We start from the raw sequence: 20,063 nt of genomic DNA on the forward strand, positions 1-20,063 counted from the left end.
AACGCCTCATCCCGTGCGAATGCCGTACTTCTTCATCAATCGATAGAGCACATATCGCGTTGGCAAACCGAGGGCTTGTGCAGCTTGCGCGACGTTGCCCCCGCAATGCGCGAGCGCTGCACGCACCTTGCTCTCGGCGACCATTTCCTCTTCATTGTCGGAGACGACGTCGCGTTCGTCCGTCGGCGGATTCAGCCGTTGTTCGCGCAATGCATCGGACCATTCGATGACGTCCCCGGTGCTCGACGCCATTGCTTGCCACAAAAGCGCGTCCAATTCTCGAACGTTCGTCGCGAAGGAATGCTTCATCAATGCTTCGATGACGTTCGATTTGAGGTTTGGCTCGGAACGTTGACCGCTCTTCGCCTCGAAGAATCGTGCCACGGCTTCGGGGCTTTTGGCCCGCGCTCGGTGCAACGAATGTCGTATGAGCAGCGGGATGTCTTCGCGTCGGTCATCGAGCCCCGGAACGGGGATGCGCAGAATGAGCCGCGCGGCAAAATCGTGTTTCAATTCCGAGGGATGCCGATTCGTCGCACCGAGCAATCGGAAGTGGGAATGCTTGGTCGTTGCTCCGCCCAGGTTGTGGTATTCGCCTCCCGCATCGAGCACGCGCAGGAGATTGGCTTGAAGCGTTGCCGACAATTCACCGACTTCATCGAGAAACAGCGTTCCTCCATGCGCCGAACCAATCAATCCTGGCCGTTCGGGCATCCCCGGATTGGGATAATTTTTCACGTTGCCGAAGAGCTCGGCGTCGATGATTCCCGCGGGAATGGTCGCTGCATTTCGAGCCACGAAGGGGCCATTGGCCCGTTTCGACAGTGCATGCACCGCGCGTGCGCACAGTTCTTTCCCCGAACCGCTCCCGCCGAGAAAGAGCGTGTGTTCTTCGATCTTGCCAGCCCACGCAAGTTTGTCACGCAATTGCCAAGCGACCGCACTTTCGCCGACGATCCCATGCGCATCGGCCTCGCCAAAGCCATGCGTGGCGCTCGGCTCTGCGCTCTGCAAGCGCGCCATGTTTCGCGGGCGCATCGTGCAATAAAACAGCATTTGCCCCTTGAGTAGCACGAGATCCCCGGGGCCAATCGAGCATTGGTCGAGGTATTGACCATTGACTTTCAGCGCGCACTTGCCGATCCGGTCGAGGCACAAGCGATTGCGATCGACACGTAGACGCAGTTGCTCCCGAGACAAACCGGGACTCGAAATGGGCGCCGCTCTTTCGAGCGAACCAGGACGCTGCCGGAAAAACACGACACGTTTTCCATCGTCGACGTCGGATCCGCCGCGCCCGAAAATACGCGAGCCGCCATCCTTGTCGAACAGCGCCACTTCGCCCACGCGTTCGGGTTCGTGCGGAGCCCACGCAATCATGAGCGCAAGCAACAGCGGCTCGCGGGCGGCGGAATGGACCGAACTATTGGAACCATCGCCGTCGACGGTGGACCCGAGGAGCGACATGCGGGCGATGCTACTCGGCATTGCATTGGCGATCAAGCTTTGGTACGCACGACGGACATGGGCGGCGCGAAGCAGGACCAAACGCTGGAAGAAGCCATCGAATTCGCCAGCACGTATCTTCCCGCCGCGGATGCAGCGACCAACCGAAGCGACGAACCCGCCCGCGTGACGTTGCCCGGGCGATACGTGGACCTGGGACGAATCGCGGCAGGCGCGTTTGGCGAGGTGCGTCGAGTTCGCGATACACTGCTCGATCGTGTCGTCGCCATGAAGCTGCTCCATGCTGAACACGCTTCTGCGGGTCACTTGCGACAACGGTTTTGGGTCGAGGTGCAAATCACGGCGCAGCTTCAGCATCCGGGTATCGTGGCCGTGTACGATCGCGGCGAGCTCGCGGATGGCCGGGCGTGGTACACGATGAAGGAAATCCGAGGCCGGACATTGCGCGACGTGATCGACGAAGTGCATGCGGCAGCGGATCCGAATGCTTTTGGCCCGACGGCATCGGGATGGACGTTTCGCAGGCTCGTGGACGCTTTCGGGCGCATTGTGCAAGCGGTCGCGTATGCGCATCGTCGCGGCATCGTGCATCGGGACTTGAAGCCCGAAAACATGATGGTCGGCGAATTCGCCGAAGTGCTCGTGATGGATTGGGGATTGGCGCGACGTTTGGGCCGAGCGGCCGAACATGAAGGTTTTACCGGGGAATTCGGCGCTACGGCTTCCGCGGCGCTCACCCAACATGGCGACATTTTGGGCACGCCTGCGTATATGTCGCCCGAGCAAGCTCGCGGCGCGCTTTCATTGCATGGTCCGCCGAGCGACGTGTATTCGCTGGGCGCGGTTCTGTATAGTTTGCTGAGCGGGAGGCCACCATACGAGGGCTTGTCCTCGCGTGAAGTGCTCCGCGCGGTGCTCGAGGGACCGCCGAAACCCGTTGCCGAAGCGTCCGAACATGCGGCGCCGTTGCCTCGAGAATTGTGTGCCATTTGCGAACGGGCGATGCAGCGCGAGATAACGCAGCGATATCCCGATGCAGCGGCCATGTCGGAGGACCTCGTGGCATGGCTCGACGGGGTTCGCCTGCGGGAACAGGCGCTCGAAGCATTGCATCAAGCGCGAGCGTACGAACCGGAGATCACGCGATTGCGTGGCGAAGCTCGGGCCATGCGGGCCCTTTCGCGATCGATGCAGAACGACGTGCGGCCGCGTGATCCCGTGGAAAAAAAGATTCCCGCGTGGGACATGGAGGACGAGGCGAAGCGGCTGGGTCGACTGGCAGCGCTTTCCGAAACGAAATGGCTCGAAGCGGTGCATGGTTCGTTGAGCGTTGATCCAGGTTTGCCCGAGGCGCATGCGCTGTTGGCGGACCATTATCGGCAGCGGCTCGTGGAGGCCGAGCGTGATCACCGCGACGAAGACGCAGCGCGCGCGGAAGAATTGCTGCGCATTCACGATCGAGGACAACACGCGGCATTCTTGCGCGGCGATGGACGGTTGACGCTGGTCACGGATCCTCCGGGTGCCGAGGTCTTCGTCGATCGATACGAATTGCAACATCGGCGCTTGGTCCCCGTGCCGGAAGGTTTGCTCGGAAAAACGCCGCTCGCCTGCGTGCCCTTGCGGCGAGGCAGTTATCTCTTGCGTATTCGTGCGCCGGGACGAGTGGAAGTGCGGTATCCGGTGCTGATCGAGCGGGACGGGTTTTGGGATGGCGTGGACCCTGGTCAAGACAAACCATTTCCGATTCATCTGCCAATGGAAAACGAGCTTTTGCCGAACGAAATCTACGTGCCTGCCGGGTATGCGTGGACGGGCGGAGATCCGGACGCGCCGGATGGTTTGCCGGCAAGGCGCGTATGGATAGACGCTTTCGTCATTGGTAGATATCCCGTGACGAATGAAGAGTATTTGGCATTTTTGAATGATTTGGTACAGCAAGGGCGCGAAACCGAAGCACTCGAGGCGTGTCCTCGCGCGCATCATGGCATGGTGCTCGATTCGGAGCACGCGTTTGCGTATGCGCGCGATGAGAAGGGACTGTTTCAATTGCGAAAGGAGCACGCAGGGACGATTTGGCAGCTCCGCGGACCGGTCATGTCGATAAGTTGGCAGAATGCCGTCGCCTATTCCGCATGGCTGATGGCCAAGCGTGATTTGCCCTATCGATTGCCCAACGAGCTCGAACGCGAGAAGGCCGTGCGAGGCGTCGATGCGCGACGTTTTTCCTGGGGAGACCATTTCGATGCAACGTTCGCGTGCGTCATGGCCAGTCAAGGTGAAACCCCTGCCGCCGCCGAAGTGACGGCTTATCCCATGGACGAAAGTCCCTACGGAATGCGGGGAGGCTCAGGCAATACGCGCGATTTCTGTGGCAACTCGTGGACGATGGAAGGTCCAGCGATACGCGAGGGTCGATTGCTCATCGAGGCCCCGCCAACAGACGATTATGAGTATCGTTCGTGTCGTGGAGGTGCTTGGAACAGCGTGGAGAATCTAAATCGTGCGGCCGGAAGGCTCGTGGCGCGTCCCAACGTTCGTCGCAATACGACGGGGGTTCGCGTGGCGCGATCATACTCCCCCTAATCGTCGTGATTCTCGGTGTAAGAATACTGTGGGCCGGGCTGAGGGAACGTTCCCGACATGTCTCTTTGGAACGCCAAAGGAGATCCAAGCCTGCAAGGGACGTTTCCCGCCTTTCCCGTGAGGTATTGCAAATAGCGAAACTGCGTGTCCTCGTGCTTCAGAACGAAGGAAAGTGCCCAGTCAATATTGTCGGTCCCTTGGTAGAGATAGGCACAATCCTTTGCCGCATACGCAATGGGAGTGTCCGAAGGACGTCCCCAGTCTATGACCTGTGTGGTGTCGCGCGTGTCCATCCTGGACCAGTTCGGCAGCCATTCCATCGTAGGGGTGTCGCTCAGCTTTATCATGGTGATGGATCCATTGTCTGCGTCCTTGAGCTTCGGCACGACCTCGTCGTTGGTGTACCAATATTCTGTGTTTGTTCTCATGCGCTCCGGGGGATTCGCGCCAGTTGCCACGATGTAGGCGAATTGCCTGCCGTCCTCGATATTCATCTGATAGGTGCCCGTATCGAGCTGCCTCGGTGACCGCGTTTCCGTCGGCTGGATCTCCGCGTCCCCATGCCCATCCAAGCTGCCCGGATACAAAAACGCCTGTCGTTTCATATCCTGCGGCCCCGACATGACCGGGATCTGCTCGAACGACAGCGCTCCGAGCAATACCCGCACGCGCATGAGCAGATTGCCGTGCGACACGTCGAGATAGGCGACGCCATTGTCGACGATGGATTTCCACTGTCCGAGCGTCGAGGTGACGGCCCACGTGAAAGCGCCCATTTGATCGCCCGCAAAACACGCAGACACCGATTCCTGATCCTGCATGCACGCAGCGACGACCCGAACGCGCCCTCGATCGCTGCCCGTTGCAATCGCCTTTGTCGCGCGGAGTTTGCCCCGGATCGTGCTGCTCGGCTCGACCTGCGCATGGCAGCAATCGAGCATCGCGGTGAGGTTGCCCTTGACCTTGCCCGCGGCTTTGGCCCGGATCGCCGCCACGTCGATGACCTCCTCGAGCGAATTCGTGAGATTGGCAGGGCAAAGCAATGGGCAGCCGTCATTACCCGCGTCGCCATGGCCGGAGAACGTCATCAATCCCGTGGCGGCCGCGTCTCCGCCGATTTGCTCCGACAGCCACGTGAGCCCATCGATGATGCTATCGCGATCCGCCGCGCCGAACTGCACACCCTCGGCGCCGGGTCCAAGTTCCGCAGCGGAGAGCGGTGGCGACGCGAGCACGCGGATGCTCCGCGGGGAGAAACCAATGGACAAGCACGAACGCACCCAGGCGCGGGCGTCGTTCCGCGCGCCGGGGATATCGGCATTGCCCGAAGGGTCGTAGTCGCGGTATTCGTGGACGCCGATGATCAATGCGTAGTTCTGGTTCATGATCGAGTTTCCTTTTCAATGACGGTTCTCGGGACGTCGCCCTCACGGATAAGAAAGCAGCTCGCCATCGTACTTCGGCCCGGGTTCGAAGAAAAGGATCGCATAACGGCGACTTCGTGCGATGGGGCAACCCTTCCACGTGAACATGCCGGGCTTGATTTCATGGGTCCAAATCGTTCGAACGTCGCCCGCCATGACATACAAAGAACGTGGGGGAACGAGCACCGGGATGTGGCGCCCCGTTGCATCTTCATAAAAATCCAACACCGCATTCGAACCAAAGCTGACCGTTGCAATGGTGTTGCCGCCGAGGAGATAACTGTCCTTGTGGCGTACGATGTAATCGTCCACGGCGTAACCGACCATCGTGCATCCGAGCGTCATCGGGCCATGGAGCGCTTTGCGAAATATTCGCTCTTTGTGCATGCGTCGAAAGATGTCGCGCAAAACCATGCCGAACGTGGTGTCGAATTCCGCGACGTCGTCGAATTCGAATCCATCGTCATGCCCCTCGTTGCGTTCGCGTCGGGCGTTGTCGAGCAATGCGAACAATCGGTCGTGCGCCTCCGGTGAAATGAAGTTTTCGTACATGCGCATGCCCGGCGGCAAATCGAGCGCTCGTGATGCCGAAGTGTTCTTTCTCATGGCGGGTATCGTGGCCTTTTGGCGAGCGTAACCTTGTTCTCCTACCATGATCGGGGCAAACATCAACCGCCGCGGATGAGCCTCGCGTCGTACAGGTGGTACCGCCGGGTCGCGCGCTCTTCGCGCCTCACGTCATCCATTTTCCTCTTCCGCCTGCGCCGACTTGCGTGTAACGTGTTGTCCATGGCCATCGACCCCGCCCGCCTCGCGCGAATCAGGGCGCGTCTGCTCGCAGCAGCAGCACTTGCCGTTCCCGCATGCGCATCGAACCCTCCGCCCAACGTCAACGAGCCCGTGCCGGAGCCTGCCGCCAATCATCCGATCAACCAACCTCCGGATGGCGAGCCGGCGAAACCTCCGGAGACGACGGACGAGCCGGCGAAGGTCGACGACAACGTCAATACGCCGCCTCCCGACGCGCGGCACATCAATACGCCGCCTCCGTCGAAATGATGGGCCATCGCGTCGAACGCCGAAGAATCGCATGAAGGTTCCCCTCGGAACGACCGAACGTCTTTTTGGAACGCTTCATCGAAGGTTCATGGAGCGCGGTTATGACCCGCCTCCGTGGGACTTGCTGCGTCTCGACGATTTCACGCCCGAGCAAATCGAATCTGCCAGGTATGCGTGGGCCGCGCGAGCCGCGGCCGAATACAGATCGCTCGTGGTCTTTGGCGAATTGATTGCTCGTTTTGGCGAATTGAACCTGCCCCTCGAAGTCACGTCGAGCGCTTCGCGCCTCTTGACCGACGAAGCTCGCCATACCGAGCTTTGCGCGCGCATTGCCGACAAGCTGGGAGGTCAGGCGGGTGTCGAGCTGAGTGTGCGCGACGTGCGTCTCGAGCGGCGTGATCTCCCAGCGCATCTCTTCGTGGCGCGCTGGACGGCGTCGATGTTTTGCATTGGCGAATCCGCGTCCGTGGGCATTCTTCAAGTGCTCGTGCAGCACGCGAAAAACCCGTGCATCGAGGCGGTCTTGCGTATCCTTTTACGAGACGAAATTCTGCACGATCGTTTTGGTTGGGCGCTCGCGCGCCTTGTGCTTCCGCGCCTCTCGGACGACGAACAGGAATGGCTGGCGGCCGATCTCGCGCATGCGTTTGCGCATTACGACCGAGCGCACGGGGGAGGTGTGGATCGGGACGAGAAAGGAATCCCCGCAGCATTGGGTCTTGCGCCCGCGAAGGCTCGCTACGAGGCATTTCAACAGCGCATACACGGGTTGATTCTGCCATCGCTGTCGAAGCTCGGCGTACCCGCGTATGAAGCGTGGGAGCTGAGGGGCGAAGCAAAGGGTTGAGTGAGGCTAGCGCTCCCCGCCAAGCTGGCGAATGCAATACGCAAGTCCGTGTCGCAAGGTGCCGTGCGTCGGAATTCCCTTCAGGTCGACCCCGAGCGAAATCACCGTTTGCGCCACGGAGGGACGAATCCCCGTGAGAATGCCCTCGGCGCCGAGCAGGCGAATCGCATGAATCATCTGCACCAAATAGGATGCCGTCGCCGTATCCACAATTTCGACGCCGGTCAAATCGAGAATGGCAAAACGCGCCGATGTTCGCACGACCATTTGTAGCAAGTCGTCCATGAGGCGCGCGGCGCGCTTGCTATCCACGATGCCAATCATCGGCAAGGTCAACACCTTGTCCCAAACCTGAATGATCGGCGTCTCGAGGTCGCGGATCACCGCCTGCTGCCGCTCGATCAGCGCAAGCCGCGCCTCGAGCTCCTCACGAATGCGCTGGCTCTCGTTCATGTTCTGCGAAATGCCAATCACCCCTGCGAGCTCGCCCCGGCGGTCGCGCACCGGTACGTACCAGTTTTCCCAGTGAGCCCCCATGATGTTGATCGATTCGCGCTCGGGAGAGCCCGCGAAGGCCTGGCGCATCGCAGGACTTATCTGGTCGCGGAAGATGTCGAAAACGTTTTTCCCGAGAAACATGTCGGCCGATGCCCCAATGGAAGCCGCCGCCTTGCCGTCGTAAAAGGTGTAAATGCCGTCCTTGTCGACGGCCCACGCAAGGATTTCGATGTGATCGAGCATGGCATGCAAGACGCGCTTCTCGATATCGTCATCGGCCTCTGAGGTCTTCGTCGGCTCGGCCGCAGACGCCTCCGGCACTGTGGTTTTCGATAGCGCGGCAAACAACTCCGACCGATCAGGCGCGCGCCAAACCTGCCAAGTGATGGCGGGTTTGTCATCCCCGCGCAGTCGGCTCGTCAAGCTCGCGGGCGCGCCGCCGTCGCCGAGGCGTACGAGGGCGGTTGCAAGAGCGAGGGCATCATCGGGATGCGTGAGTTCGTCGAGACGCACTCCTTGCGCGAGCCGCTCGCCCACGAGGGCACGGGACGCCGCATTGGCTGCGATCACTTCACCGCTTACGCTCAGGATCACGAGCGCCAATGGACTCGTCTGAAACAGGGCCTTGAACGAAACGACATCGCTTGCTTCTGTCATGAACGGATCTCCGTCACGCCTTGCCTATCAAAATTCTCGTGGCGCGTCGACGGTTAACGAGCGCGCGCGACGAGCATCGACGAATTCGAGCTGTACGAGAAGGTTCTACCGTCAGCGCGCGGGATTTGTTGCGTGGTGACTTTTGCAGGCGCGGGGGGCGATTGAGGGCGCGTCGTCGATGGCGGGTTGCCCGTGGGTGTCAGGGCACGAAGACGCCGAAGAAAGCTTGATAAATCATAGGTCCGTTGACCTCCCACGTTTGTGTGGAGCCGGCTCGAACGATGTACGAGTCGCCCGCGTGCAAGGTGTAGGCGGTGCCGTCCGGTCGGGTCATCGTCATTCCGTATTTCGTGACCGAGCCGTGCTCGGTGACGGTGGTTCCATTGACGAACAACGTGCTGCGCTCGAGTCGGAAGTGCCCTGCGGATTCGAAGCCTTGCGCATAATCGATCCGCGCCTCGAATACGGGGTCGCCCTTGAGCACGGTCATATTGAAATCGGCGGGTGTGCCGAGGGTAATGAGCTCCGACTCGGGCACGGTGCTGCCTTGTTTGTAGACCTTGAAGGTGCCTGGCATATCGGGGCTGCCGAAGTTACCGAGGAAAGAAGCCTGGTGTCGTGCGCCGTCGGTCTTGAAATCGACCTCGGTCCCCTTCGTGACGAGGAACGAATCGCCTCGTTTCAGGTGATATGTTTTTCCTCCCGTCTTCGCCCTGAGGCTGCCGACGATGACCGTGGCATGGAAGACGCCTGGAAAGACCTGGCGGTACTCGCCCTGGGTTGCTTGGAAAACGCCGCCGATGAGATCGCCTTCGAGCACATCGATTTGGCCTTTGTAATCGACGTTGCCTTGGAGGGGTTGGATATTGAAATCAGCAGGATTGAGCGGAGAGAGCTGGTTTTGAGCGACAGGTTTGCCGCCCTCGTACACAATGATTTTATTCGTGTTGATCTCTTGCGCGGCAGATGCAATGGCCTCCTCTTCATCAAGGGGTATGATCTCGCTCGTGCAACCCATCGCGGCGATTCCGAGTACGATCGAGCAAAGCGAGGCGCGTAACATCGTCGTATTCATGCTCTTCCTCCTGGGTAAGCTTCCCTTGTGGTAGGCGCAGCAAACGACCATACATTTGCCGCGCCAGCACGCGGTATGCCCGGAACGTGGTTGCGTGCGGTAGGCCTCCGACAACGCGACATCGCATCGGCGAGCTGCGATGCGTTTCGACAAGTGGCGCAACCGTACGCATCCTGGACAGAATAGCCCAGTTGTGATTGTAAACATAGAGAATTTTAGGAAAATCGAGCGCAAGCGGTGCGTAAGTCCCACCACGAACCGGACGGCCTGTGTCCAATTCTCTGCCAACGCCTGACCATCTTTGGCCATTGTGGTCGGCAAAATTCATGAGACATTCGGCGAGCCATGCAAACAGAACGACCTGCCAATACTTGGCGCATTGGAAAAGCCCTTTGCATCTTTTCAGCCGTCACGTACGGCATTGTTCCAGCCTTCATCGATACCTTCGATCCGCATCACCTCATGAATCCGGATTGGCCGCCGCATGCCCGGCTGCACCTCATGTGGCTCAACGGCGCGGGCCTGTACCTGTCGCTTTTCTCTATTTATCTCTTCTGGACGGCGACGCGCGAGACGTTCGATCGAATGCGCGCGGGTGTAGCCGTAGGCTTGTTGTTCTTGGCGGGGTTTTTTACCGCGGGCCTTCTCAAAGACGCCGCAGGAGCTGCGTTCGATGCCGACGGTAGGCTTTTGCTCGGCCTTGCACCTCCGGCCATTGTCCATTTCTGCACATCCACCGTGATTCTGCTCGTGGGTTATGCCTTGTGCCGAAAGGAAATTGTGAAATGACCACTATGAACCGCACATGCGACGTACTCATCATCGGCGCAGGTCCCGCCGGTATGAGCAGCGCCTTGTCCCTTGCTCGACACGGCATTTCCAGCATCGTCCTGGAACGCCGCGACGGATTGCAGGTGCATCCGAAAGCTCATGAATTGAGCGCTCGGTCCATTGAAATTCTGCATGCCCTGGGTTTTTCCTACGAAGAGCTCGCCGCGGAAGCTTCACCCCACGACGATGCCTCACGAATCCTCTTTTGCGGGACCATCGGCGAAGAATTCGGGAATATCGATCTGACGGTGGGTGATGGGAGCCGCAAATACAAGGAACACCTTGCCGCGCCGACGCCCTACCTCAACGTGTCGCAGGTCGAGCTCGAGAAAGTCATGCTCGCGCACGTACGAGCGTGTGAACGCACGGAGCTCTTGTATCGGCAGCAATGGGAATCGTTCGAGCAAAATGGCGAGACGATGACGAGCGTCGTCACGGACCTCGAAAGCGGAGTAACGTGGACGATTTCGAGCCGTTATGTCATTTGCGCCGACGGCGCCGGAAGTCGCAGTCGCAAAGCGCTTGGCGTCGAAATGATGGGCCCCGAAAAAATCCGCGATTTCATGAGCGCTTATTTTCGAGCCGATTTGAGCAGCGTGGTCCGAACGCGAGGAAAGCTGTACTTCATCTTCTCACCCAAGGCGCCGGGGAGCGCGTTCATTGCTCACCATATCGAAAAACGCTGGGTTTTCCATTTGCCAGTGATGACGCCGCACGAGAAAATGGAAGATTTCACGGCGGAAGTCATGGCAGAGCGAATCAAAGCAGCGCTCGGGCGGGACGACATTCCCATCGAGGTCGAATCCACCAGCGCTTGGCGCATGACGGCGCAAATTGCGAATCGTTTCCGCGTGGGTCGAGCATTTCTCGTGGGCGATGCGGCGCATCGATTTCCACCCACGGGGGGCCTCGGCATGAACTCGGGAATCGGAGATGCCGACAATTTGTGCTGGAAGCTGGCACTGGTACTGCAAGGCAAAGCGCCCGAAAGCTTGCTGGATACGTACGAAATGGAACGCCGACCGGTCATCCAGACGAATTGTGACGAAAGCAAATACAATTTCGATCGCATGGGGGAGATCGTCGAAGCGTTTGGAGTTTCGATTGACGACGTGGAACGAGCGCACGAGCGAATGACCACGGGGCCCATGGCGGCATTGCCGGGGCCGATTCGGCAATGGGGGCAGCGACAGATGCAACGTTATGGCGAAAGCATTTTGGCGCGTTACGAACGTGATCCGGAGGTTCGTCAGCGCGTCTTGTCTGCCATTGCGGCCCAGCGATCCCATTTCGATCGCATTGGGCTCGATCTGGGATATTCCTACGAGGAGGGCGCCATTCTTTCGGACGGTACGCCAGCGCCGAAACTCGACGATCCGGTGACCACGTACGTCCCATCGACGCGTCCTGGAGCGCGGTTTCCGCATTTCTGGCTCGACGGAAACAAGCGCAGCATATCCAGTCACGCGCTGCTTCATGGCCAGCGCTCGACGTTGATTTGCGGAGCGGGCGTGGAGACGACAGCAGCGGAGCGTGATTCGATGGGCGCTGTGGCAGCAGAATTGGGCGTCGAACTGGTTTCGCTGACGACGACGACGATTCCACTTGCGTATCGCGGTGCGGTGCACATGCGGTGTCAAATCGAGGCAGACGGCGCGCTTTTGATTCGGCCGGACGGTCACGTGGCCTGGCGGCAGCAAAAAGGTGTGGTGCTCTCTGAAGAGCTGATTCGGTCGATTATCCACGAAGTGTACGGGCGTTTCGCAGCTTGACGCTCTCCTGGCCGCATGCCAAGCTCGCGCCCGGACGTTTTTCCGCGAGCGCCTCATGATCCGACAAATCCCCATCGGCATCGACGACTTCCGAGTTCTCCGCGAAAAAAACTTCGAGTATGTCGACAAGACATGCTTCATCACGGAGTTCATCGATCGCGAGAGCATCAAAGTCATTCTCGTGCCGCGTCCCCGTCGGTTTGGCAAATCGATGAACCTGACGATGCTGAAATGGTTTTTCGAGAAGACCGACGAGAATTTGTGGCATCTTTTCGAGGGGCTACATGTCGAAAAGGCGGGGGAAAAGTACCGGAAGCACTTTCAAAAATATCCGGTCATTCACGTCAGCTTCAAGGAAACGAAGGCGGAGAGCGTCGACGGTTTCCGCGAATCTACGCGCCGAGCGATTCGGCGGATGTACGAAGTGCACCGCGGCGCGCTCGATGGAAAGCTCGAAGGAGCCGACTTGAAGGACTTTCAGGCAATTCTGAACGACGAAGCCACCGAGACGGTTTACCGCTGGTCGCTACAGAACCTGACAAGATACCTGCATCAAGTTCACGGCACGCGCCCCATCGTGCTCATCGACGAATACGACGCGGGGATTCATGCGGGTTATTTGCACGGGTTTTACGACGACGTCGTGCACTTTTTCGCGTCGCTTTTCTTGGCGGGGCTCAAGGACAACCCGCACCTGGAGCGCGCGGTGATGACGGGCATTTTGCGCGTATCGCGGGAGAGCATCTTTTCCGAGCTGAACAACATCGGCGTGTATTCGCTGCTGCGAGGCGAATTCAATACTTGTTTCGGGTTCACCGACGAGGAAGTCGAAGCGTTGCTCGAGCGAGTCGAATTGCCGGAGATGATGGAGCCGCTGCGCAACTTTTACAACGGTTACGAGTTTGGCGGCGTGGACATCTACAATCCGTGGTCCATCTTGAGCTTTCTTTCGAACGTGAACAAGCAGCTCATTCCGTATTGGGTCAACACCAGCTCGAACTTGCTCATCAAGGAATTGCTGCAGCATCATGCGTTCACGGTGCAGGAGGAAATCGAGACGTTGCTCGCCGGGGGAGGGATCGAAAAGGAGCTCGACGAAAATGTGGTGTTTCCCGACTTGAAGAAAGATCCGAGCGCGCTTTGGAACTTGCTGGTGTTTTCGGGATATCTCAAAGCGCAAGCGGGGGCGCCGGTGTTCGGAGAAGCGCCGCCGCCGTATCGGTTGTCGATTCCCAATAAGGAAATCGACAAAGTTTATCGAACGACGTTCAAGGCATGGATGGACGAAGCCTTGACATCTCAGGGCGGAACGCTTCGTGCTTTGCTGGATGCGCTTTTGAAGGGGGATGTTCGTGAATTCGAGTACCAGCTTCAGAAGTTCGCGACGAGTTTGCCGTCGTATCACGACGTGCGAGGGACGAGCCCGGAAACATTTTATCACGGAATGATGATCGGCCTCTTGGCGGGGCTCGAACCCGATTACGAAGTGCGTTCGAATCGAGAATCGGGGGAAGGGCGCCCGGACGTGCTGATCAAGCCGCGGTATGCAGGGAAGCCGGGGGCGGTGCTGGAACTGAAATCGGCGCGCAAGGGCGAAACGACGATTGAAAAGGCAATGGCCGAGGGATTGCGTCAGCTTGGCGAAAACGACTACGCGGCAGACTTGCGAGCGGCAGGTGTAGAAAAAATCCAACAAATGGTGGTGGCCTTCGACGGCAAGCGGGTGATGGTGCTGCCGAAAGGAGCGAAGCCGCCGAAGAAGAAGAGCGCCGTGAAAAAGGTGGGGGAGTCGATTGGGAAAGCGGCAAAGAAGGTGGTCGCCAAGGCGAAAAAGGCGACGTTGAAGAAGCGGTAGGTGGCGCAACGGTCGGCCCCGAAACATCCGCAACTTCACGAGCGTCTTCCATGCACAATCGCCCCAGCGCGTACCGGAACGGGGAGGTGGGTCATCAGCGGCCATCTGCACCCGTACAGATGCGAGGTGGTGGCCTGTCACCACGCACCTTGGCGCCGTTCGAGCCCAGGTGATGACCCACCACCACGCATCTTGACGCTGTTCGAGCCCTCATGATGGGGCACCACCGGCATGTTTCCGCCGTACTGATCGACGCGGGCGGGACACCAGCGCCAACTTGTACGCGTTCAGGTGCTCGCCGACACGTCGCCAGTACGGGGCGTACCGACCGAGGTGCAATAAAATCTCCCCATTCCCGACAGTTTGTGTACAAAGCAAGTACGCAGCGAGCACGAACATGGGAAACCTTTACAAGAGACTCGATACGGAGCAGCGGGCACTGCACGATTCATGGGACAACGTCGTCCGCGTGATGATCGTCGTCACCATGATGTCCGTGGTCGTCTGGGCGGCGTGTGCTGCGCTCCGTTTCGTCGTGCACGCGGCGTCCGATCACCTTTTGCATGCGGCGTCTTCGGCCACCACATGGCGACCTTGGGCCGTGTTGCTCGCGGTGCTCGCGCTGGGTGGTCTCTTGCGGGGCGCGCTTTTGCGCCGTCCGGGTTGGGAAGAAACCGCCGGCGATGGCCTCGATGTTGCGCTATCGAACTACCATTGCACGTACGAGCACGCGGGAGACGACCCTCAGCCGCGTTTCGATCGGCCTGCGTTTGGCCTTGCTCTACGCAAAATCGTCGCGACCGCGCTCACGCTCGCCACGGGAGGCTCCGGCGGCCTCGAAGCGCCGGTCGTCGTCGTTGGCGAAGCGATTGGCGCTGGCAGCGCGCGCATTTTTCGCACGCGATCCGAGCACGAGCTGCGCACGTATCAGCTCGCGGGCATTGCGGCAGCGGTCACCACGCTGCTCGGTGCACCCTTCACGGGCGCGTTGTTTGCCATTGAATTCGCCTATGGCGATCGCATCATCTATCGCAAGTTCGCTTATGCATTGCTCGGTGGCATGGTCGCTTATGCGCTAAATCAGCGTTTCGTCGGCCTGGAACCGCTTTTCGTCGCGCCTCAACATGCCCGCGTCTATTCGCTCGCCGAATATGGCATGACGGCGCTCGTCGCCATTGCCGTCAGCGCTCCCGTTGCCCTTGGATTCGGTATCCTCATGCGCCAAACCGAAGTCCTCGTGAGCAAGATCAACCCGATGTTTCGCGGCGCAGCGGGAGCGGTGGGAACGGGGCTCGTGGCGCTCGTCCTCTTTTATGCAGCGCACATGAAAGCGCATCACGTGCTCGGCATGGGCGAGCACACGCTCGTCGAATTGCTCCGCCCCGGCACGCAGTTTCCCATTTACGTTCTCGCCCTGGCGCTCGTGGGCAAAGCCATTACCACGGGACTCACGATTCGTTCTGGAGGGTCCGCGGGCCTTTTGATTCCGTCGATGTTCCTCGGCGGCGTTTCGGGGGCCATGACCGGGGAAGCATTGCGCACGAGCGGGCTCATTCCCGATGTCGACATTGCGCTCTTCGTCGTCGTGGGCATTGCGTCGTCGCTGGTTGCCGTGGTCGGCGTTCCGCTCGCCGCCATTGCATTGGTGCTCGAAGTGTTCGGTGCGGCGTATGGTCCGCCCGCGATCCTCGCGTGCGGCGTTACCTACGTGCTCACGCTTCGCATTCGTATTTATGGCAATCAGCGCATGTCGCCGGATCCCGAAGCCGACGAAACGGGGGCCTACGACGACAGCTCGCGCGATGCGGCGGAACCGAGGCGACCGAGTGATCCACTGAACGTTGCTTCGGATCAAGCCAAGGAAAACCCTTCCGCCTGAGGACGCGCCATCCGGTGTGCGAACAATACGCGAAAAACGTCTAGCCAACGCGTGCGCCATGCGTGTACATATCTGGGACGCTCCCAGCGTGAGGCGCCATGGCCAAGAAATCGTCGCGAAACCTTGCCTATCTCGAAGACGTCATCGCGGGCCGAATCCGGCCCGATGCGCGTGATCTGATTGCTCTCGTTCACGAGGTGAACCCCACGGGGCACGGGCTCGATCGCAAGGAAACAGCTCGACGATATGCGTTGAAAAACCGCCTTCAAAGTACGCTCGTAAGGCGCTTTCCGGACGACATCGATGCCGTCCCGGCCCTTGACGCACCTGGCACCATTACCCTTCGTTATCGTCCGCTCGACCTCGACGCTTGCCATACGCTGCTCGCCGAGCTCGACGAAGACGCTCGATCGAGGGTTCAGCACATCATCGACACGCGTGAGGACGATGAACGTCTCGTGGTCGCGCCGAAGAAAAAGGCGGCAACGCCGAGCGTCGATGATCAAGTTTCGAGGGATGCGTCGATCGCGGACCATGATGGAGTAGCTGCATTGCTTGCCGAAGGTCGAGCGGCGCTGGAGGCGTACGATTACGAGCTTGCAAGGCTGCGATTCGAAGCGGCGGTCGATGAGAGCGAGGGGGAGCTCGAGGCTGCCCAGGCGCTCCTTTCGCTGCTGGTCGAGCAGCTTGGTGCGGACGATGATGCCCTTGCAATCGACGACGAGTTCGACGCGACAGCTCTTGCCGACGGTACGGTGCGCGCATTGCTGGCCATTGCAGCAGCACGGCGTGGTGAACGGGCTCGAGCGCTCGAATACCTCGAAAGGCGCGGGACGACGCCTCCTGCGGAGCATGTCGCCGAAGTCTTCGTCCACCTGTCGAAGAATGCGCTTGCAGAGGGGAATTTCGCGCAAGCGGCGAGTGATTTGGCGCGAGCGAAGGAGCTGATCGGGACGCATCCGGAGTTTGCCCATTTGGTGGATGCGGTTGCCAAAGCTCGCAGTGCGGCGCGAGGGCCGATGGAAGCGGAGGTGGCGAATTTATTTGCCAATGGAAACGTGCGAGACGCGGAAGAATTGGCGAGCAAGCTGCTTGCTCGGTTTCCGGAGAGCGAGGTGGGAAGTAGGGTAAAACAGGCCATTGACGAGCAAAAGAGGCGTGACCATGGCAAAGCGCAGCTCGATGAGGCGCGTGCGGCTCTCGAAGGGGGCGAGGATTTGCGAGCGGTTTTGCTTTTGCGGTCGGCCCTGTCGATGGGATTGACGGCGGCTGATGCGGCGTGGGCGGAAGGGCGCATTGCAATGGTCGAAGCCAAGGAACGAGCGCGCGCTGAGGAGATGCAGGCGAGAGAGGCGATGCGCATGTTGAATTCCGGCGACACCGCAATGGGATTGGCTCAGTATGCAGGGTTGTCCGTGACGGCTCGATGCAGAGTAGCCGAATGCTTTACGTCGCCGATGCTTCCTTGGCTGGATGTCCTATTTCCGCCCGGCAGGAGTGGAAAACCCGACGCTGCCGTGGCGGCGACGATCGCGCTTCATCGCGCAGCGGAGCTCATCGCAACCGATCCTGCCGCGGCGATCGAACGACTTTCCGCGCACGAGAAAACATTGAGCGGGTTCGGGCCGGCCGATGACGTGCGCAAAGCGGCGCACGTTGCATTGGGAAAACAACAACGCGAAGCTGCGCAAAGTCGCGTCGAAGCTGCGCGGCGAGCGTTCGTCGACGGGGATCCGCTGCTGGCGAGTCGCTTGCTGAACGACGTGACGCCGAAACACCTTTCGGAGGGGGAAGTCCGGTCATTGAACGAGTTGAGAGCGCGGGTGGAGGAGGTGACCAAGCACCGCGCCCTTGAAGCTGCGCTCATTTTGCATCAGCGACAGGGCGAACCCGTACGCGCGCTCGGCATTGCGCAGGAGCTCGCTCGCGTCACGGGCGGTGCCGAGGCTGCGCGTTATGCGGCGGTGTGCACGGAGCTGCGTGCAGAGACGCGGAAAATGTTTTCGGTGCACATCGACGTTCCGCCGCCGGGGCATGAAATGGATCCCGAATGGAACACGCTTCACGACGCTCGCATCATACCCAAAATCAAGTGGGACACGATGATTCGAGATCCGCGCGGGGGCCCGGACGATCTGCTCTTGGTCGTACCTCAAATGCGTAGCGAGTGGATCTTCATTCGAGTCATCGAGGTTGCGACGGGGGCATTACGCTCGCGCGTCATGCTGCGCACGCCGTCTCCCATCGAATTCGTTCATGTTGCGATACGCAATCGTCGCATGTACATACTCAGCCGACTTGGCACATGGATCGCCATCGATTTGGATGATTGGGCGGTGCTTCAATGGAGCGTGAACATTCTTCGCTGGGGCGAAGCCAGTGCGATTCCCGAGTTCGTCGCCGAGCTCATGGAATTGGATTTTCCCAATGCACTCATCGACGATGCCGCGGTCTCCGCCGATGGCCGGTATTTATGGGCAAGCACTTTTTACGGTAGGCACAATTCGGACCGCACGCGGCGTATCGTGCACGTGTTCGAAATCGACAGCTTGCGGCATGTGCGTGACGTTCGGGAGCAATTCGGCGTTCGCGTTTATTGTCGAGCCGTTCTTGGGCTCGAGCAACCCTATATGGCGCTCGTGTTGACCGACGACGACAAGGCGGACGAAAAAACGATTTTCTATGACCCGCGCGGCCGGCCGGTGGCATATGCGGCAGCTCCGATGGGGATGACCCCACCGTCGCTCGTGGCGTGCCCCGACCGAAAATGCATATTCGGATTGACGTCCGACCCCGATTGGCCGAAGGACCCCGAGAACGTTCCGTGGGGCTACGTCGAAATGGCCGAGAACGGCTCGTCACCGCTTCACGTTTTGGATGGTGTGACGGCCGTTTACGAGGCGACGGCGGTCGTGAGCCATCGTGTTGGAATGTGCTTTGCCCTTTTCAGCATGCGATCCGGCTGCGAGCTCGTCGGATTCCGACAAGGATCCGCCGGGCTCGAAATCGTGTATCGACTGCCTATCCCGCATCGGTCGTCGCTTGCGGCCACGCCCGATGGCGAACATGCAGCGCTGCTCGCCATCCACAACGATCGTCACGAAATCATGATGCTCGGAGCGACGCCGCCGAAATTCGATAATGTGCGAGCGTCGGTGCCATTTCTTCTTCCGGTGCTTCCGCGCGGCTCCATCCACATGTCGCGGTTCAATTGTCACGAACTACAGGGGAAACACGCCGCGCCGGCCCGCGCCATTCAAGCCGAGTTGCGAAGGCTCGGAAAGTCCCGATACATGGAGCGAATTCGCCGAGCGCTCAAAAAGAATGATCCAGACGAATTGCTGGCACTGCAGCAGGCACTGGCATGGATCGACGAGCCGACGGTGGGGGGCGAGCTGGGGGCACGGATCATTGTCAGGTTCCCAGATCATCCACGCGTACGCCTGTTCGACACGCACACGCTTGCAGCCATTGGGCAGCATCAATCGGTGCTGCAGAAGCTCGATGGCGTCGATCCCGCACAGCTCGACGATGCCGAAGCGAAGCATCTTCACCACATGCGCGGCATTGCGAAATTCATGTTGGACGATCCCGAAGGGGCGCTGGTCGAATTCGATCGCTGCGTGAGTTACAAGGAGGGAACTTGCGACCCGGAAGAGCTGATGGCCATCTGCGCACCGTTATCGGATATTGAACGATCATGGGACCCTTCGGCGCTCGTCATACGGGATTGGCTCAGGCGAGTCGTCGCGGCGGATGCCGCATTGGCACAGGGTGATGCGACGGCCGCGCGGCTGGCAATCGACGTTGTCGCCTTGTGGGAGGCCCAGGAGCTTCAGAGTTTCGGGCGGCTCGCGGTGGCACACTTGCAGGAAGTCGAGCAGGGCGTGGAGGGTAATCCTTTTCGCAGAGCGCTTGCATTGGCGACGTATTGCGAGCTTTACGCCACTCGCATGACGATGACACGCCGCGAGGTGCCATTGCCGCGGGCGACGTGGAGCAGCGACAAGCTGGCGGACGTCGACCGCCGAGCCCGCCAGTGGCTCGACAATTTTTTCGGCAAACATGAGCATGCGGGGGGATGACGGCATTGGCGTGAGCTTTGAGCCGGAG

At 59.8% G+C, this 20,063-nt stretch carries 13 protein-coding genes; 8 read left to right on the top strand and 5 right to left on the bottom strand.

Annotated elements, in window-relative coordinates; genetic code table 11:
- Positions 1–6: 6 nt before the first annotated feature.
- Positions 7–1,467 carry a sigma-54-dependent Fis family transcriptional regulator gene (locus IPM54_02485; GenBank protein MBK9258684.1) on the bottom strand — a complete coding sequence of 487 codons (1,461 nt, stop codon included), beginning with the start codon at positions 1,465–1,467 and terminating at the stop codon, positions 7–9.
- Between IPM54_02485 and IPM54_02490 the strand changes: the two genes are divergently transcribed.
- A complete protein-coding gene (locus tag IPM54_02490; protein MBK9258685.1) occupies positions 1,414–4,053 on the top strand; it encodes an SUMF1/EgtB/PvdO family nonheme iron enzyme in 2,640 nt (879 codons plus the stop codon). The genes IPM54_02485 and IPM54_02490 overlap by 54 nt on opposite strands.
- On the opposite strand, the gene IPM54_02495 is transcribed toward IPM54_02490, so the two are convergent.
- Together IPM54_02495 and IPM54_02500 are read right to left on the bottom strand one after the other, a co-directional pair.
- Positions 4,050–5,438, bottom strand: a complete 1,389-nt coding sequence (locus IPM54_02495) for a caspase family protein (protein ID MBK9258686.1) — start codon at positions 5,436–5,438, stop codon at positions 4,050–4,052. The two genes, IPM54_02490 and IPM54_02495, sit on opposite strands and share 4 nt — an antisense overlap.
- Before the next feature lie 42 nt (positions 5,439–5,480).
- Positions 5,481–6,083 (bottom strand): hypothetical protein, encoded by a 603-nt coding sequence (locus IPM54_02500; GenBank protein ID MBK9258687.1) that lies wholly within the window; start codon positions 6,081–6,083, stop codon positions 5,481–5,483.
- A 183-nt stretch (positions 6,084–6,266) separates the two neighbouring features.
- Between IPM54_02500 and IPM54_02505 the strand changes: the two genes are divergently transcribed.
- Positions 6,267–6,536 carry a hypothetical protein gene (locus IPM54_02505; GenBank protein ID MBK9258688.1) on the top strand — a complete coding sequence of 90 codons (270 nt, stop codon included), beginning with the start codon at positions 6,267–6,269 and terminating at the stop codon, positions 6,534–6,536.
- Positions 6,537–6,567: 31 nt separating this feature from the next.
- Positions 6,568–7,383, top strand: coding sequence for a hypothetical protein (locus tag IPM54_02510; protein MBK9258689.1), 816 nt, complete (start codon positions 6,568–6,570; stop codon positions 7,381–7,383).
- A 6-nt stretch (positions 7,384–7,389) separates the two neighbouring features.
- On the opposite strand, the gene IPM54_02515 is transcribed toward IPM54_02510, so the two are convergent.
- Together IPM54_02515 and IPM54_02520 are read right to left on the bottom strand one after the other, a co-directional pair.
- Positions 7,390–8,538, bottom strand: a complete 1,149-nt coding sequence (locus IPM54_02515) for a PAS domain-containing protein (protein MBK9258690.1) — start codon at positions 8,536–8,538, stop codon at positions 7,390–7,392.
- 199 nt (positions 8,539–8,737) lie between these two features.
- The gene (locus IPM54_02520) at positions 8,738–9,613 is read right to left on the bottom strand and encodes a hypothetical protein (protein ID MBK9258691.1); all 876 of its coding nucleotides are present in this window, start codon (positions 9,611–9,613) and stop codon (positions 8,738–8,740) included.
- Positions 9,614–9,958: 345 nt separating this feature from the next.
- Here IPM54_02520 and IPM54_02525 point away from each other — a divergent pair, with 345 nt between their 5' ends.
- The 5 genes from IPM54_02525 to IPM54_02545 all read left to right on the top strand — a co-directional run bounded on the left by IPM54_02525 (position 9,959) and on the right by IPM54_02545 (position 20,035).
- Positions 9,959–10,402 (top strand): hypothetical protein, encoded by a 444-nt coding sequence (locus tag IPM54_02525; protein MBK9258692.1) that lies wholly within the window; start codon positions 9,959–9,961, stop codon positions 10,400–10,402.
- Positions 10,399–12,216, top strand: coding sequence for an FAD-dependent monooxygenase (locus tag IPM54_02530; GenBank protein MBK9258693.1), 1,818 nt, complete (start codon positions 10,399–10,401; stop codon positions 12,214–12,216). Before IPM54_02525 ends, IPM54_02530 begins: the two co-directional genes overlap by 4 nt.
- A 55-nt stretch (positions 12,217–12,271) precedes the next feature.
- Entirely contained in the window at positions 12,272–14,071 is a 1,800-nt protein-coding gene (locus tag IPM54_02535; protein ID MBK9258694.1) for an AAA family ATPase, read from the top strand.
- Between the two features lie 397 nt (positions 14,072–14,468).
- Positions 14,469–15,950 carry a chloride channel protein gene (locus tag IPM54_02540; protein MBK9258695.1) on the top strand — a complete coding sequence of 494 codons (1,482 nt, stop codon included), beginning with the start codon at positions 14,469–14,471 and terminating at the stop codon, positions 15,948–15,950.
- A gap of 98 nt (positions 15,951–16,048) precedes the next feature.
- Complete coding sequence (locus IPM54_02545) at positions 16,049–20,035, top strand: hypothetical protein (protein ID MBK9258696.1); 3,987 nt, start codon at positions 16,049–16,051, stop codon at positions 20,033–20,035.
- Positions 20,036–20,063: the final 28 nt, after the last annotated feature.

The organism is Polyangiaceae bacterium (genome assembly GCA_016715885.1).
GTDB lineage: Bacteria > Myxococcota_A > Polyangia > Polyangiales > Polyangiaceae > Polyangium.

Bases quoted from the DNA above. Each gene is read 5' to 3' on its own strand.
- IPM54_02505 (MBK9258688.1), top strand. From the start codon at position 6,267: ATGGCCATCGACCCCGCCCGCCTCGCGCGAATCAGGGCGCGTCTGCTC.
- IPM54_02520 (MBK9258691.1), bottom strand. From the start codon at position 9,613: ATGAATACGACGATGTTACGCGCCTCGCTTTGCTCGATCGTACTCGGA.
- IPM54_02515 (MBK9258690.1), bottom strand. From the start codon at position 8,538: ATGACAGAAGCAAGCGATGTCGTTTCGTTCAAGGCCCTGTTTCAGACG.
- IPM54_02540 (MBK9258695.1), top strand. From the start codon at position 14,469: ATGGGAAACCTTTACAAGAGACTCGATACGGAGCAGCGGGCACTGCAC.
- IPM54_02535 (MBK9258694.1), top strand. From the start codon at position 12,272: ATGATCCGACAAATCCCCATCGGCATCGACGACTTCCGAGTTCTCCGC.
- IPM54_02485 (MBK9258684.1), bottom strand. From the start codon at position 1,467: ATGTCGCTCCTCGGGTCCACCGTCGACGGCGATGGTTCCAATAGTTCG.
- IPM54_02490 (MBK9258685.1), top strand. From the start codon at position 1,414: ATGGACCGAACTATTGGAACCATCGCCGTCGACGGTGGACCCGAGGAG.
- IPM54_02495 (MBK9258686.1), bottom strand. From the start codon at position 5,438: ATGAACCAGAACTACGCATTGATCATCGGCGTCCACGAATACCGCGAC.
- IPM54_02500 (MBK9258687.1), bottom strand. From the start codon at position 6,083: ATGAGAAAGAACACTTCGGCATCACGAGCGCTCGATTTGCCGCCGGGC.
- IPM54_02525 (MBK9258692.1), top strand. From the start codon at position 9,959: ATGCAAACAGAACGACCTGCCAATACTTGGCGCATTGGAAAAGCCCTT.
- IPM54_02530 (MBK9258693.1), top strand. From the start codon at position 10,399: ATGACCACTATGAACCGCACATGCGACGTACTCATCATCGGCGCAGGT.
- IPM54_02510 (MBK9258689.1), top strand. From the start codon at position 6,568: ATGAAGGTTCCCCTCGGAACGACCGAACGTCTTTTTGGAACGCTTCAT.
- IPM54_02545 (MBK9258696.1), top strand. From the start codon at position 16,049: ATGGCCAAGAAATCGTCGCGAAACCTTGCCTATCTCGAAGACGTCATC.